Source organism: Cupriavidus sp. GW823-FHT07A04 (genome assembly GCF_058794615.1).
Genome location: NZ_JBXAHA010000008.1, coordinates 340,678 through 355,110 on the forward strand (window position 1 = coordinate 340,678; position 14,433 = coordinate 355,110).

Sequence of the window (14,433 nt, forward strand, 5' to 3'; positions counted from 1 at the left end):
GCGCCCTCCCCTGATGAACCTCTGCCCGCAGCCAGTGTGGTTGCGGGGACGGCGGCCATTGACCATGGGCCCTTGGCCGCCGCCATTGCCGCCAGCTTACCCTGCGTAGCCCTCGGTGCGGATATCCAGCCGTGCCAGCAGCGCGCGATCGCGATCGGCCTGGGGGTTGGCGGTGGTCAGCAGGCGGTCGCCGTAGAAGATGGAATTGGCGCCGGCCATGAAGCACAGGGCCTGCAGCGCGTCGTCCATGGTCTCGCGGCCGGCGGACAGGCGCACCATGGCGCTGGGCATGGTGATGCGCGCCACCGCGATGGTGCGCACGAACTCGAACGGGTCGATCGGCGCGGTGTCGGCCAGCGGCGTGCCCTTGACCGCCACCAGGTTGTTGATGGGCACCGACTCGGGATACGGGTCGAGGTTGGCGAGCTGCGCGATCAGCCCGGCGCGCGCCTCGCGCGATTCGCCCATGCCGACGATGCCGCCGCAGCACACGTTGATACCGGCCTCGCGCACATGGCCGATGGTGTCCAGGCGGTCCTGGTAGGTGCGCGTGCCGATGATCTCGCCGTAGAACTCGGGCGAGGTATCGAGGTTGTGGTTGTAGTAGTCCAGTCCCGCGTCCTTCAGGCGCTGCGCCTGCTCGGCTTCCAGCATGCCTAGCGTGACGCAGGTCTCCAGGCCCATGGCCTTGACCTCTTTCACCATCTCGATGACCGGCTCAAGGTGGCGCTCCTTCGGGCTGCGCCAGGCGGCGCCCATGCAGAAGCGGCCAGCGCCGCTGGCCTTGGCGGCGCGCGCGGCTTCCAGCACTTCGTCGAGCGCCATCAGCTTGCCCGCGGTGACGCCGGCATCGTGGTGCGCGCTCTGCGGGCAATAGCCGCAATCCTCTTCGCAGCCGCCGGTCTTGATCGACAGCAGCGTCGAGAGCTGCACGGCGTTGGCATCGAAATGCTCGCGGTGCACCTGCTGGGCGCGGAACAGCAGATCGTTGAACGGCAGCGCGTACAGCGCGGCGACCTCGGCGACGGTCCAGTCGCCCGGCTTGGTGGCGGGCGCGGGCTCGGTAAAGCGGCGGGCGGTCTGGCGCAGGGTGTCGGCGGAAATGGTGGCGACGGTTTCGCCGGCGTGGGTGGTTGCGGTCATGTTTGCGATCTGTTCCGGTAATTCGTTCAGTGTTTTCAGTCTTGGTCCGGTGCGCGCTCAGGCGGCGACACCATCGCCTGCGGCATGGCAAGCGGCAAGCAGCGGCGCCAGCGCGAGCTGGCTGGCGGCTTCGGCCGGCGCGACCTGCCACGGCAGCGTGCCGAGCCAGGGCGCGCCTAGCGCCGTGCGCAGCGTGTCGATGTTCTCGTCGGCGAGCTGCATGCCGGGATCGATGCGGTTGGCGATCCAGCCGGCCAGGTGCAAGCCGCGCGCGCGCACGGCTTCGGCGGTAAGCAGCGCATGGCTGATGCAGCCCAGGCGGATGCCGACCACCAGCACCACCGGCAGGCCGAGCATCACGGCAAGGTCGGCCGTGTCCCAGCCGCCTTGGTCGCGCGGCGCGCCGTCCAGTGGCACGCAAAAGCCACCGACGCCCTCCACCACCACCGCGCCGGCCCGCGCCTGCAGCGCGGCAAACGCGGCGCGGATCGGCTCGCGCGTGATGCGCGTGCCCTCGATGGCGGCGGCCAGGTGCGGCGAAGCCGGCGTGCGCAGCAAAAACGGGCACGTCTGCGCCTGCGCAACGGTCACCGCGCTGGCGGCGCGCAGTTGCGCCACGTCATCGTTGTGCCAATGGTCGTTGCGCCATTCGCTGCCGCTGGCCACTGGCTTCATGCCAACGGCCAGGTGGCCGGCGGCGCGCAGCGCGTGCAGCAAGGTGGCGCTAGCGTGCGTCTTGCCGATGCCGGTGTCGGTACCCGTGACAAAGCAGGCGATCATGACGCCTCCTTGCGCGGCACCACGCTGGCCAGGCTGGCCAGCAGGCGCTCGACATCGGCCACGGTATGCGAGGCCGACAGCGTGATGCGCAGGCGCGCGGTACCAACGGGCACGGTGGGCGGGCGGATCGCGCCGACGCGGATGCCGTCGGCCTCCAGCGCCGCGGACAGTGCCAGCGCCGCCACGTTGTCGCCCACGATCACCGGCTGGATCGCCGTCGAGCTCTCACCCAGGCGCCAGCCAGCCGCCCGCGTCAGGCCGGCCAGGCCGCTGCGCAGCGTATGGATCAGCTTATCCAGCTGCGCGCGGCGTTGCCGCCCTTCGTCGCCGGCGATCAACGCCAGGCTGGCGGACAGGGCGTGCGCCACCGCCGGCGGCGAGGCCGTGGTGTAGATGTACTGCCGCGCGGTGTTGACGAGATGATCGATGATGGTCTCGTGCGCGGCCACGAACGCGCCCGCCACGCCGGCGGCCTTGCCCAGCGTGCCGATATAGATAAAGCGCGGCGACGTCAGCGCGAGGTGCTCCAGCACGCCGTGGCCTTGCTCGCCCAGCACGCCGAAGCCATGTGCGTCATCCAGGATGATCCAGGCATCGTGCCGCTCGGCCAGCGTCAGCAGCTCGGCCAGCGGCGCAAAGTCGCCGTCCATGCTGAACACGCTGTCGGTGACGATCAGCTTGAGCGGGCTGGTGCTGGCGGCCAGCAAGCCTTCGAGCTCGGCCACGTTGCGATGCGCGTAGCGGCGGACCTCGGCCCGCGCCAGGCGCGCGCCGTCGATCAGCGAGGCATGGTTGAGCGCTTCGCAGAAGAGCGTGGCATCGGCGCTGCCTAGCGCGGTCAGCACCGCCATGTTGGCCATATAGCCGGTGCTGAAGTAGAGCGCGGCCGCGTGCGGAATGTTCGGCGCGAACCACGCCGCCAGTTCCCCTTCGAGCCGGTGGTGGGCCAGCGAATGGCCGCTCACCAGGTGGGAGGCCCCGCTGCCCGCGCCGAACTGGCGCGCGCCCTCGGCCATGGCCGCGATCAGCGCGGGATGGTTGGCCAGGCCCAGGTAGTCGTTGCTGCAGAACGTCAGCAACGAGTGCATCTCGCCGCCGCAGGCATCGCTCACGGCTTGCTGCGGCGCACAGGCGGAGTACGCGGTGCGGCGGCGCCGCGTCAGTGCCTTTTCGTCGCGCTCGGCGGCGGCCAGGGTCAAGTGCTCAAGCAGCATCGCGTATCTCCGTGGGTGCGCCGGTACCGTTGCCAGCGCTGTTGTTCTGGTCCATGCCGGCGAGTACCGTGTCGAGCGTGGCTTGCAGCTGGCCTGCCAGCCATTGCGCAAGCGCCGCGTCGAACACGTACGGGGGCATGATGTAAAGCGTGCGGCCGATCGGCCGGATCAGCACGCCGTGCTTGCGCGCGGCATGATGGAAGCGCGCGGCGAACTCGCCCGCGTCGGCCGCGTATTCTTCGCGCACATCGGCGGCCCAGATCAGGCCGCGCTGGCGTACGTGATGCAGCCGGGCATCCGCCGCCAGCCCTGCCATGGCCTGCGTGAGCCACTGCGCGCGCTGGCGGTTCTGCGCCACCACGTCTTGCTTGGCGAACAGGTCGAGCGTGGCCAGCGCGGCGCGGCAGGCCAGCGGGTTGCCGGTATAGGAATGCGAGTGCAGGAAGCTGCGGGCGCGGTCCGGGTCGCGCGCCTCGGCCACGAAGGCCTGCTGGATCGCGCTGCGCGACAGCACCAGCGAGAGCGGCAGGTAGCCGCCGCTGATGCCTTTGGACAAGCACAGGAAATCCGGCCACAGGTGCGCCGGCAGCGGTGCGCCGGGCTCGGCCGCGCCGCGTGCCTGCTCCCACGCGAAAAAGGTGCCGGTACGCCCGCACCCCACCGCAATCTCGTCGGCGATCAAATGCACGCGGTAGCGGTCGCACAGCGCGCGCACGCCTTCCAGGTAGAGCGGATCATGCATGGCCATGCCTGCGGCGCACTGCACCAGCGGCTCGATGATGAGCGCTGCAATCTGGCCGCCGCGCGCCTGCAGCAGCGCCTCCAGCGCATCCAGCGCGCGCTGCGCAACCTGCGCGGCGCTCTCGCCCGGCGCGGCCTGGCGCGCATCCGGCGACATGACCACGTGCGAGCTCATCAGCATCGGATCGTAGGCATCGCGGAAGATCGCCACATCGGTCACCGCCAGCGCGCCCACGGTCTCGCCGTGGTAGCCGTGGCGCAGGCAGACGAATTCGCGCTTGCCGCCCAGGCCGGTGTTGCGCCAGTAGTGGAAGCTCATCTTCAGCGCAATCTCCACGGCGGACGCGCCGTCGCTGGCATAGAACGCATGACCGAGCGCGCCGCCGGTCAGCGCCGACAAGCGCTCGGCAAGCTCCACCGCCGGCGCATGCGTGCAGCCGGCCAGCATCACGTGCTCGAGCGTATCGAGCTGCTCGCGCAGCGCGGCGTTGATGTCCGGGTTGGCGTGGCCAAACAGATTGACCCACCAAGAGCTGGTGGCGTCGAAATAGCGCTGGCCGTCGGTGTCGTGCAGCCAGGGGCCCTCGCCGCGGGCGATGGCGAGCGGCGGCTCGCCGGCATCGGGCCGCAGCGGCGTGCACGGATGCCATACCGCGCGCAAGCTGCGCTCGCCCAGCGTGGGCTGGGCAAGATGCGCGCTCGGCGCCAGGGACGCGGAATTGGACTGGTCTTCCAAGGAAACCCTCCTTTGTTGACCGCGCGCTGGCCGGCCCAGGCCGGCGAAGCCTGGCGTGGCGGCACTTGCGTGCGGGTTGGGGAGAGTCATGGTAGGGAGCTACCTGGTGAATTGGCAAACAGCGCCGGATTTACACGTTGACGACACGTTGAACGACAAAGCACGAAGAAGTACCTAACCGCCTCGTATCCCGACACTTGCGTGCGCCTATCTCCACCCTGCGCAGCCGGATGCGGCGCGCGATTCCATCCGTCTATCGAAAATAATCACGCATCATGGCTGCGGATCGAACGAAAGCCCGATCTCCTTGAAGAACCGCTCGACCTCCGGCAGCCAGATCGGCACGCCCGCGCGGGCGCCGAACAGCGTATGGGAGTCGCCCGCGAATGTGCCGTAGTCCACCATGCGGGCGTTAGCGGCAGGGCCATGCGCCTGCGCGGTATAGGCCTCGAAGAATTTTGCCGGCAGGGGCTGCGGCCAGTAGCTGTCGTTATCGCCGTACAGCCACAGCGAGGGATAGCGCGCCTTTTTGCCGTAGTCGCCGAATGCGTCCACCAGGTTGAATTCCCAGCGACTGCAGGATTCATCGCGCAGTCCGCCGGCAAAATTGATCACGCCCAGCACGCCCGGATAGGCGATGGTGCTGAATGCCATGGTGGTCAGCCCGCCATGCGACTGGCCGATCACGACGATGTGCGATTTGTCCACATAGGGCTGCTTGATCATGTATTCGAGTGTGGCCACCACGTCTTCGGCCTGCACCAGGCCGTTGCTCTCGACATTGCAGCCGCCGCCGATATAGGCGCCGCCGGATTTGGAAAAGCCCTGGCGCATCGGCAGCGCCACAACGTAGCCGCGCTTGACGAATTCCGCGCTCTGCGCGAGGTAGCGTGCGCGCGACTGGAAGGCTGGCTTGCCCAGCGCCTTGCCGTGATTGATCACGACCAGCGGAAACGGGCCGTCGCCGGGTGGCTTGAAGATAGTGGTTTCCAGCTCCAGCGAGAACATGACGCCGGGCTTGGGAACCATGGCGACCTGCTCAGACGATCCGGGGATGATGGCGGTGATCGCCTCTGGTGCCTGCGTGGCCTGATTCGCGGATGGCGCCCGCGCCATCGCCCCGGCGAATGGCAGGGTCAGCAGCAGGGCCAGGGCCAGTCGTTGCATCCACCTCATGATTTGCCTGCTCCTTGGTTTGCCCCTGCCGCGCGAAGCGCCGCTTGCCTGCTGCCCGCCGCCTCAGGCCGTGCGCTTGGGCAACGGATGCCCCGGCAGCAGGTCGTACGGATGACGCCAGCCCGGCAGCGCACGCAACCGCTCGGTCCAGGCGTGGAGTTGCGGATACTCCTTGCGCCAGTGCACGCCGATCTCGTCGTCGTAGAACACGTAGCCGGCCAGCGAGAAATCCGCGATGGTCGGGCGCTCGCCCAGCACGTAGGCTCGCCCGGACAAATGCGTGTTGAGCACGTTCCACGCGCCCTCGCAGCGCTGCCTCAGGAACTGCAGCACCGCCGGGTTCGGTGCCTTGGTGAAGGTGCGCAGGAAGCGGTAGGTTGCGGTGTACGACGTGAACTTGTGGTTGTCGAACAGCAGCCAGCGCAAGACCTCGGAGCGTTCGGCCTCGCTGGCAGGGCCGTAGGCGTCGAGGCGCTGCGCGAGCAGGTCCAGGATGGCGCCCGATTGCGACAACCGCTGTCCATCGAACTCCAGCACCGGCGCCTCGCCCATTTCGTTGATGGCACGGTACTCGGGCGCATGCGTCTCGCCGTTGAAGTAGTCGACGAAGCGCGGCGTCCACAGCGTGCGGCCACGCTGCACGCCGACGGTTTCCAGCAGCAATGCCACCTTGTAGGTGTTGCCGGATTGTGCGAAGCCATACAGCAGGTACTCCGTGTCCCGCGCAGCAGCAGCAGCCATCGATTCCGTCATGGTGTCTCCCCCAGCATTTCGCCATCGACATAAAGCCAGCGCGGCGCCTCGCCGGCGCTGCGCGGCTCGCGTACAAAGCGGCTGCGCTCGTGCAGCCGCCAGGCGCGCCCGCCCACCTTGTAGCGCGCCACGAACTCCACCTGGGCATGCGTCTCGTCCTGCTGCGCATGCGCCTTGACCGCGAGCCCGAGCCAGCGCGTGTCCGTGTCCGCGGCAAGATCGTCCGGGCAGGTAGATGGATGCCAGGTATGGCGCAGCCAGTCCACGTCGCCCAGCACATAGGCGCTATAGCGCGAGCGCATCAATTGCTCTGCGTTGAACGGCAGCGCCTCGCCGCGATGAAAGCGCCCGCAGCAGGTGGCGTAGTCGCCCCCGCCGCATGGGCAGCCGCCAGTGCCGGCGCCGGACGCGCGCGCCTTCATCCGATCAGCCCCGGCAGCTCGCGCATATCGGTGAAGGTAGTGACTGCGCCGGCTGCCAGCAGCGATTGCGCCGCGTTGCGCGCAGCGTAGCCGAGCACCGTCATGCCCGCGGCAACGCCTGCGGTCACGCCCGTCGGACTATCCTCGATCACCACGCAGCGCGCCGGCTCCACATCCATGGTGCGCGCCGCCAGCAGGTACACGTCGGGCGCCGGCTTGCTGCGCTCGACCTCGGTCGACGAGAAGATATGCTCGCGCTCGTCCTGCTGGAACAGCTCCACCAGGCCGGTGCGCGTCAGTTGCAGCTTGACCTTGATGCGATCCGCGCCCGAGGCCACGCAGACCGGCAAGCCAGTCGCGACGATCGCGCGCACCGCCTCACGCACATGCGGCACCGCCTGCACTTCCGCCTCAAGGACCGCGTTGCGACGCACGAACCATTCCGACAGCCAGTTTTCCGGCAGCGGCGCGCCACGCCGGCTGGCGATGTTGTCGAGCTCTTCGCGCACCGCGCGGCCGAGAAACCACTTGGTGGATTCCTCGATCGAGATGCGGATGCCAAGCTCGTTGAGCATCTCGTTGAGCACGCGGTTGACGATGGGCTCGCTGTCGACGAGCACGCCGTCGCAATCGAAAATCACGCAGTCGAAACGGGGATGGCGGATCGGCTTGATGCTGGCATTCATGCGGGTTTCTTTTCCTTGCTGCTGTCTGTGCTGTTATCTGCGCTGTTTTCGGTATGGCTTGCATTGCTGTCCATGCCCGGCACGGCACGCAGCGCCATCGGGCGCTTGCTCTTGAGGTGTGCTTCGATCTGGTCGAAGCGGTCGAAGCCCCAGAACGGCTCGCCGTCGATGATCACAAAGGGCGAGCCGAACACGCCCTTGGCCATGGCCACGTCGATCTCGGCCTTGAGCTGGTCCTTGATCTGGAAGCTGCTCGCGCCGGCATCCATGGCATGCGCGTCGATGCCGAGCGGCTCGGCCAGCTTCACCAGTTCGGCCGGCTCGGCGATGTTGATGTCATCCACGAACAGGGCGTGATAGACCGACTTGGCAAACGCGGTGGCGATATCGTCGCCGTGATGGTTCTGCAGCCACAGCACGGCGCGCGCGGCCTGCGTGGTGGGCAGCGGGAAGTGCGTCGGACGCTTGTACTCGATATTGTGGAAGCGCGCGGTGCGCTCGAAATCGCGCCAGGAATAGTCGCCCTTGAGCGGCACCTGCGGCAGCGGCGAGCTGCCAGTGGTCTTGAACACCACGCCGAGCAGGATCGGATGCCAGGCGACGATGCGCCCGTACTTCTGCGCCAGCTCGTCGATGCGCGTGCTGGCGAAGTAGCCGTAGGGCGAGGAAAAATCGAAGTAGAAATCGATGGCAGCAGTCATTGTCTGGGGGCTCCTGGCGTCTGGCCGTTTGGGTTCAATGCTTCGGTGATTCGATGATGCGCCAACAGGTTGGTTCCGTGCTGCGCGCGAGCCGCCCTCAGGCCAGCGCCCGAGCGATCAGTATCTTCTGAATGTCGCTGGTGCCCTCGTAGATCTGGCAGACGCGCACATCCCGGTAGATGCGCTCGACCGGGAAATCGCTGACATAGCCGTAGCCCCCAAAGACCTGGATGGCGGCCGAGCAGACCTCCTCGGCCATCTCGCTGGCATACAGCTTGGCCATGGCGGCCTCCTTCAGGCAAGGCCGCCCCGCATCCTTGAGCGACGCGGCATGCCACACCATCTGCCGCGCCACCTCGATCTTGGTCGCCATGTCGGCCAGGCGGAACTGCACGGCCTGGTGCGCGAACAGCGGCTGGCCGAAGCTCTCGCGTTCCTTGGCATACGCCAGCGCCGCGTCGAACGCCGCGCGTGCCATGCCGATGCTTTGCGAGGCGATGCCGATGCGTCCGCCTTCCAGGCCGGACAGCGCCATCTTGTAGCCGGCGCCCTCCTCGCCCAGCATATTGGCTGCCGGCACGCGGCAATCCTCGAACAGGATCTGCGCGGTGTCCGACGAATGCTGGCCGAGTTTTTCCTCCAGCCGCGCGACGATGTAGCCGGGCGTCGCGGTGGGCACCAGGAAGGCACTGATGCCGCGCTTGCCCGCCGCCTTGTCGGTGACCGCGAGCACGATGGCCACGTCGGCGTTCTTGCCGCTGGTGATGAATTGCTTGACACCGTTGAGCACGTAGTCGTCGCCATCCCTCACCGCGCTGGTGCGTAGCGCGGCGGCATCCGAGCCCACGTGCGGCTCGGTCAGGCAGAAAGCGCCGAGCATCTCGCCGCGCGCGAGAGGCACCAGCCACCGCTGCTTCTGCGCCTCGCTGGCGAAAGCCATCAACATGCTGCACACCGGGCAGTTGTTGACGCTGATGACAGTCGAGGTGCCGCCATCGCCGGCAGCGATTTCTTCCAGGATCAGCGCCAGCGAGAGATAGTCGAGCCCGGCGCCGCCGTATTGCTCGGGTACCGCCACGCCGTAGGCGCCGAGCGCGGCCAGCTCGCGGTGCACCGCCTGCGGGAAGGTCTTGTCGCGATCCCACGCGGCGGCGTGCGGCGCGATCTCCTGCCGCGCGAACTGGCGCACGGCATCGCGGATCATTTCCTGTTCTGGCGTGAGCAGCATGTCAATTCACCAAGGTGGTAGCGGAGTCGGGAACCATGAACGCCGTGCTCACCACGGGATCACGCTGCCATCGTAGTTGCGAAAACCGCCGTTATCCTGGCGCGTCGCGCCGGCGATCACGCCGCGCATGCCGGATACGCTTTGCTGCGGCGTGAGGTCGGCTTCCTTACCGCCCATCTCGGTCTGCACCCAGCCCGGGTGGAAGGCCAGGCAGGTAGCGTGGCGCGCGTCGAGCGAGGCGGCCTTGAGCGCCGCGTTGGCCGCCGCCTTGCTGACCCGGTAGAGCCAGCTGCGGTTGCTGTCCATGGTGCCGATGCTGCCCATGCGCGAAGCCAGCACCGCCAGCACGCCACCCTTGCCCGAACGCCCGGCCTCGACCAGCGGCAGCAGCAACGGCAGCGCCATCATCGGCCCCAGCACATTGACGTGCATCACCTTGTCGAAGTCCTCGCGGGTGACCGGCTGTGCGCCTTCGGTGCGCGGGCCGATCACGCCGGCGTTGTAGATCGCTACGTCGATGGACTCGCCGTCCAGCTTCCAACCCAGCCCGGCGACCTGGCCCGCGTCGGTCAGGTCGGCGCGCAACGCCTCCGCGCCAAGCGCTTCGATGGCCTTGATGCCGTCATCGCTGCGCGCGACGGCCAGCACCCGCCAGCCATCGGCACGGTACTGGCGCACAAATTCGAGACCGATGCCACGCGAGGCACCAAGGATGAGAGCGGTTGGCAAGGCAGTACTCCTTCTTCTATATGGATTGCAGCCTGGCTGCCGCGCGGTGGCGGCAGCGGCTCTGTTGCGGTCAATGCCGCGGGTTCAGACGATCTCCAGCCCCACCGCGGTGGCTTCGCCGCCGCCGATGCACAGGCTGGCCACGCCGCGCTTGCCGCCGGTCTTGCGCAGCGCGCCGATCAGCGTGGCCATGATGCGCGCGCCCGAGGCGCCGATGGGGTGGCCCAGCGCGCAGGCGCCGCCGTGGATGTTGACCTTGTCGCGCGGGATCTTGAGGTCGTGCATGGCGGCCATCGGCACCACGGCGAACGCTTCGTTGATCTCGAACAGGTCGACGCTGTCGGTCGTCCAGCCGAGCTTGCGGTAGAGCTTGCTCATCGCTTCCACCGGCGCGGTGGTGAACCATCCCGGCGCCTGCGCATGCGTGGTGTGGCCGAGCAGGCGGGCCAGCGGTTCCAGGCCGAGCCGCCTGGCGGTGGATTCGCGCATCATCACCAGCGCGGCCGCGCCGTCGTTGATCGATGACGATGAGGCGGCGGTGATGGTGCCGTCCTTGGCAAAAGCGGGCTTGAGCGATGGAATCTTGTCGACCTTGATGCGGCGCGGGCCTTCGTCGGTGTCGATGATGGTGTCGCCACCACGCCCCGGCACCGTCACCGGCGCGATCTCCCAACGGAAGTCGCCGCGCTCGGTGGCCTGCTGGGCGCGCCGTACGCTCTCCATGGCGAACTCGTCCTGCGCCGCGCGGGTGAAGTCGTACTTGGCCGCGCAGTCCTCGCCGAAGGTGCCCATCGAACGCCCGCCGCCTTTTTCGTCCTTGATGTAGGCGTCTTCCAGCCCATCCAGCATCATGTGGTCGAAGATCATGCCGTGGCCGATGCGGTAGCCGCCGCGGCCCTTGGGCACCAGGTACGGCGCATTGGTCATGCTCTCCATGCCGCCGGCGATGCCGATCTCGAATGCGCCCGCGATCAGCGCGTCATGCACATTCATGGCGGCGCGCATGCCGGAGCCGCACATCTTGTTGACCGTGGTGCAACCCACGCCAAGCGGCAAGCCAGCGCCCAGCGCGGCCTGCCGGGCGGGCGCCTGGCCCAGGCCCGCGGGCAGCACGCAGCCGAACACCACTTCCTCGATCTGCTCCGGCGCGAGGCCCGCGCGCTCGACCGCCGCACGGATGGCGGTGGCGCCAAGCTGCGGCGCCGTCAGCGTGGCGAACTCGCCCTGGAAAGCCGCCATGGGGGTGCGGGCGGCGGATACGATGACTACGGGATCATGCATGTGGTGTCTCCAATGATTGGGGCGCTGGCTGGCGGCGATTGTTGGCTCTTCCGGGAATCTCTCTGTACTTGGCTTAGCGGATCGACGCTTGCGGCGGATCGCCGAACTGGCGATAGGCGGCCTCAAGCTGTGCGTGCAGTTCGTCGTTGCTGCTGGCGGCCATGCCCAGGTCGCGCAGCAGGCCGTCGGACACGCCGTAGACCCAGCCATGCACCGTGACCGGCTGCCCGCGGTCCCACGCGTCCTGCAGCACCGTGGTCTGGCACACGTTGTTGACCTGCTCGATCACGTTGAGCTCGCACAGGCGCGTATGCGCGTCTTCCTCGCGGGTGATGGTGCCAAGGTAGGCGCCGTGCTTGTCGGCCACGTCGCGCACATGGCGCAGCCAGTTGTCGGCCAGGCCGATGCGCTGGCGCTTGAGCGCCACCTTGACGCCGCCGCAGCCATAGTGGCCCACCACGGTGATGTGGCGCACCTTGAGCACTTCCACCGCGAACTGGATGACGGACAGCGCGTTGAGGTCGCTATGGGCGATGACGTTGGCGATATTGCGGTGGACGAACACCTCGCCCGGTGCCAGCCCGAGGATCTGGTTGGCCGGCACGCGCGAATCCGAGCAGCCGATCCACAGGTACTCGGGCGCCTGCTGGTTGGCCAGGCGCATGAAGAAGCTTGGGTCTTCCGCATTGACGCGGTCCACCCACTCGCGGTTGTTGCGGAAAAGCTGGGCGATAGCGTCACTCATGCGACTCTCCTTGCGGGTGCGGGATCGTTGCCGTGCGCGCGCGCTTCGGCGTCGTCGCCGCCGGCGGCATAGCGATGGATAAAGCGTTCAGAAACATCATAGGCATAGAAATCATGGATTTGCCCGGCCAGCAGCCGGTCCTTGTGAGCCTGCCACATGGCAGGATCGAAAAAATCTTCGTGGTGCCGCAGGAAGGCAGCACGCACGCGTGCGTCGCCGAGCAAGAAGGTGCGATAGGTCTCGGGGAAGATGTCGTGCCGCCCGACGCTGTACCAGACCTCGCCCGAAAGCTCCTCCTCCTCATTGCGCGGCTGCGGCACGTGGCGGACATTGGTGTCCGTCATGTACTCGATCTCGTCGTAGTCGTAGAACACCACGCGCCCGTGGCGCGTCACGCCGAAGTTCTTGTAGAGCATGTCGCCGGGAAAGATATTGGCGGCGATCAGCTCCTTGATGGCGTTGCCGTACTCGACGATGCCGTGCTCGACCTGCGCATCCGAGCCTTCCTGCAGCCAGATGTTCAGCGGCGTCATGCGGCGCTCAATATACACGTGGCGCACGACAATTTCCTCGCCACCATCCTTGCCGCGCTGGTATTCGATCATCGACGGCGCATGCAACTCCAGCTCGCGCACCAGCGCATCGTCGAAGCGCGACAGCGGGAAGGCCACGTCGGAGTACTCCAGCGTATCGGCCATGCGCCCGACGCGGTCATGCTGCTTGACCAGTTGGTACTTCGACTTGATCAGCTCGCGCGTGGTCTCCTTGGGCGCGGGGTAGTAGTCCTTGATCACCTTGAACACGTATGGGTACGACGGCAGCGTGAACACGAGCATCACCAGGCCCTTGATACCGGGTGCGCTGATGAACTTGTCCGACGAATGCTGCAGGTGATGCAGGAAGTCCCGGTAGAACAGGTTCTTGCCCTGCTTCTGCAAGCCCAGAGAGGTGTAGATCTCCGCGCGCGGCTTGCGCGGCATGATGTCGCGCAGGAAGGTCACGTACGCCGACGGGATCTCCATGTCGACCATGAAATACGAGTGCGTGAAGGAGAACAGGATCAGCAGTTGCACCTTCTTGAGCAGCACCGTATCGAGCGATAGCTTGCCATCGGGCGTGTGCACGATGGGAATCGCCAGCGGGAAGGTGCGATCGGCATTCAGGATACGGCCGATGATGAACGCCGACTTGTTGCGGAAGAACAGCGACGACAGCACATGGATCTGGAAATTCGGCGCAATGCGGAAGTCACCGAAATACTCGGTGACAGCGCGCACCACATAGCCGATATCGCGCGTGAGATCGTCAAACGGCCGGTCGAGCTGGAAGTTATGGACGATGCGTTCGAAGCACGCCGCCATGCCCTTGCGGCTGCCCGGATAGTAGGCGCGAAAGGTCGGCCGGGTGGGCGACTCCTCGTTCTCGATGTACTCGGTCGAGATGGCCGGGCGCACGAAGATGAAGTCGTTGTTGAAGTACGAGCGGTGCAGGATACGCGTGCACACCGAGTTGAAGAACGTCTCGGCCAGTTCGGGCTGGTGATGATTGGTCAGCAGCCCGATGTAGTGCAGCTTGATCTGCTGCCAGATCTCGTCCTCGATATTTTCCGCGTCGTATTCGTCTTCCAGGATCACGCTGGTTTCGCGCACCCGCTCGTTGTAGAAGTCGATGCGGTCGCGCTGCAGTTGCTGCAGGCCGAGCCAGTCGGCCGCTTCGAACTTCAGCTTGGCCAGGTGGCTGACTTCGCGGAACAGCCGGTAATGCTTGTCAAACCCGTCCAGCATGGTCCGGGCCACGTCGTAGGCGATCTGCGAGGACAGCAGCTTGGGGAAGTGGGACATGTCGCAGACCGGTGACTAAGGCTGGAGGTGGTTTCCGGAGATTGTAAATTGGTTCGGCGGCCGGGCGAGTGCTCTTTCGGTCAATTCGGCGTGGGCGGTGGGGCACTTAGGCTGGCGCTGCCGCCTTGCGGCGCCGCGCCCGGCCGCGTGCTGCGCCGGCATCACATGGTTTGCGAGAACAGCTCGCGCCCGATCAGCATGCGGCGGATTTCCGAGGTGCCCGCGCCGATCTCGTACAGCTTGGCGTCGCGCCACAG

General features: G+C 66.9%; 15 protein-coding genes. All 15 read right to left on the reverse strand.

The features are described from left to right. Positions 1–96: 96 nt before the first annotated feature. The gene (gene bioB / locus AC1Q7Q_RS16520) at positions 97–1,143 is read right to left on the reverse strand and encodes a biotin synthase BioB (protein WP_492374277.1); all 1,047 of its coding nucleotides are present in this window, start codon (positions 1,141–1,143) and stop codon (positions 97–99) included. A 57-nt stretch (positions 1,144–1,200) separates the two neighbouring features. Next, positions 1,201–1,923, reverse strand: a complete 723-nt coding sequence (gene bioD / locus AC1Q7Q_RS16525; protein ID WP_492374276.1) for a dethiobiotin synthase — start codon at positions 1,921–1,923, stop codon at positions 1,201–1,203. Then, on the reverse strand, positions 1,920–3,137 hold the full coding sequence (bioF, locus tag AC1Q7Q_RS16530) for an 8-amino-7-oxononanoate synthase (protein WP_416050206.1): 1,218 nt from the start codon (positions 3,135–3,137) through the stop codon (positions 1,920–1,922). The genes bioD and bioF overlap by 4 nt, the downstream gene beginning before the upstream one ends. Further along, positions 3,127–4,614 (reverse strand): adenosylmethionine--8-amino-7-oxononanoate transaminase, encoded by a 1,488-nt coding sequence (gene bioA / locus AC1Q7Q_RS16535; RefSeq protein WP_492374275.1) that lies wholly within the window; start codon positions 4,612–4,614, stop codon positions 3,127–3,129. Before bioA ends, bioF begins: the two co-directional genes overlap by 11 nt. Before the next feature lie 273 nt (positions 4,615–4,887). After that, positions 4,888–5,790 (reverse strand): dienelactone hydrolase family protein, encoded by a 903-nt coding sequence (locus AC1Q7Q_RS16540; protein ID WP_492374274.1) that lies wholly within the window; start codon positions 5,788–5,790, stop codon positions 4,888–4,890. A 63-nt stretch (positions 5,791–5,853) separates the two neighbouring features. Continuing rightward, on the reverse strand, positions 5,854–6,543 hold the full coding sequence (locus tag AC1Q7Q_RS16545; RefSeq protein ID WP_492374273.1) for a glutathione S-transferase family protein: 690 nt from the start codon (positions 6,541–6,543) through the stop codon (positions 5,854–5,856). Continuing rightward, on the reverse strand, positions 6,540–6,965 hold the full coding sequence (locus AC1Q7Q_RS16550) for a YchJ family metal-binding protein (RefSeq protein ID WP_174428625.1): 426 nt from the start codon (positions 6,963–6,965) through the stop codon (positions 6,540–6,542). Before AC1Q7Q_RS16550 ends, AC1Q7Q_RS16545 begins: the two co-directional genes overlap by 4 nt. After that, complete coding sequence (locus AC1Q7Q_RS16555; protein WP_416050202.1) at positions 6,962–7,651, reverse strand: HAD family hydrolase; 690 nt, start codon at positions 7,649–7,651, stop codon at positions 6,962–6,964. The genes AC1Q7Q_RS16550 and AC1Q7Q_RS16555 overlap by 4 nt, the downstream gene beginning before the upstream one ends. Beyond that, positions 7,648–8,352 (reverse strand): 2-hydroxychromene-2-carboxylate isomerase, encoded by a 705-nt coding sequence (locus AC1Q7Q_RS16560; protein WP_492374272.1) that lies wholly within the window; start codon positions 8,350–8,352, stop codon positions 7,648–7,650. Before AC1Q7Q_RS16560 ends, AC1Q7Q_RS16555 begins: the two co-directional genes overlap by 4 nt. Before the next feature lie 97 nt (positions 8,353–8,449). Next, positions 8,450–9,580 carry an acyl-CoA dehydrogenase family protein gene (locus tag AC1Q7Q_RS16565; RefSeq protein ID WP_492374271.1) on the reverse strand — a complete coding sequence of 377 codons (1,131 nt, stop codon included), beginning with the start codon at positions 9,578–9,580 and terminating at the stop codon, positions 8,450–8,452. A gap of 48 nt (positions 9,581–9,628) precedes the next feature. After that, a complete protein-coding gene (locus tag AC1Q7Q_RS16570; RefSeq protein ID WP_416050200.1) occupies positions 9,629–10,309 on the reverse strand; it encodes an SDR family oxidoreductase in 681 nt (226 codons plus the stop codon). 84 nt (positions 10,310–10,393) lie between these two features. Beyond that, entirely contained in the window at positions 10,394–11,590 is a 1,197-nt protein-coding gene (locus tag AC1Q7Q_RS16575) for an acetyl-CoA C-acetyltransferase (protein WP_492374270.1), read from the reverse strand. 73 nt (positions 11,591–11,663) lie between these two features. After that, entirely contained in the window at positions 11,664–12,335 is a 672-nt protein-coding gene (can, locus tag AC1Q7Q_RS16580; RefSeq protein WP_416050198.1) for a carbonate dehydratase, read from the reverse strand. Then, complete coding sequence (gene aceK, locus AC1Q7Q_RS16585; RefSeq protein ID WP_492374269.1) at positions 12,332–14,176, reverse strand: bifunctional isocitrate dehydrogenase kinase/phosphatase; 1,845 nt, start codon at positions 14,174–14,176, stop codon at positions 12,332–12,334. The genes can and aceK overlap by 4 nt, the downstream gene beginning before the upstream one ends. 161 nt (positions 14,177–14,337) lie before the next feature. Beyond that, positions 14,338–14,433: acyl-CoA dehydrogenase family protein (locus tag AC1Q7Q_RS16590; protein ID WP_492368639.1), on the reverse strand; the 96-nt coding region annotated here is incomplete at its 5' end.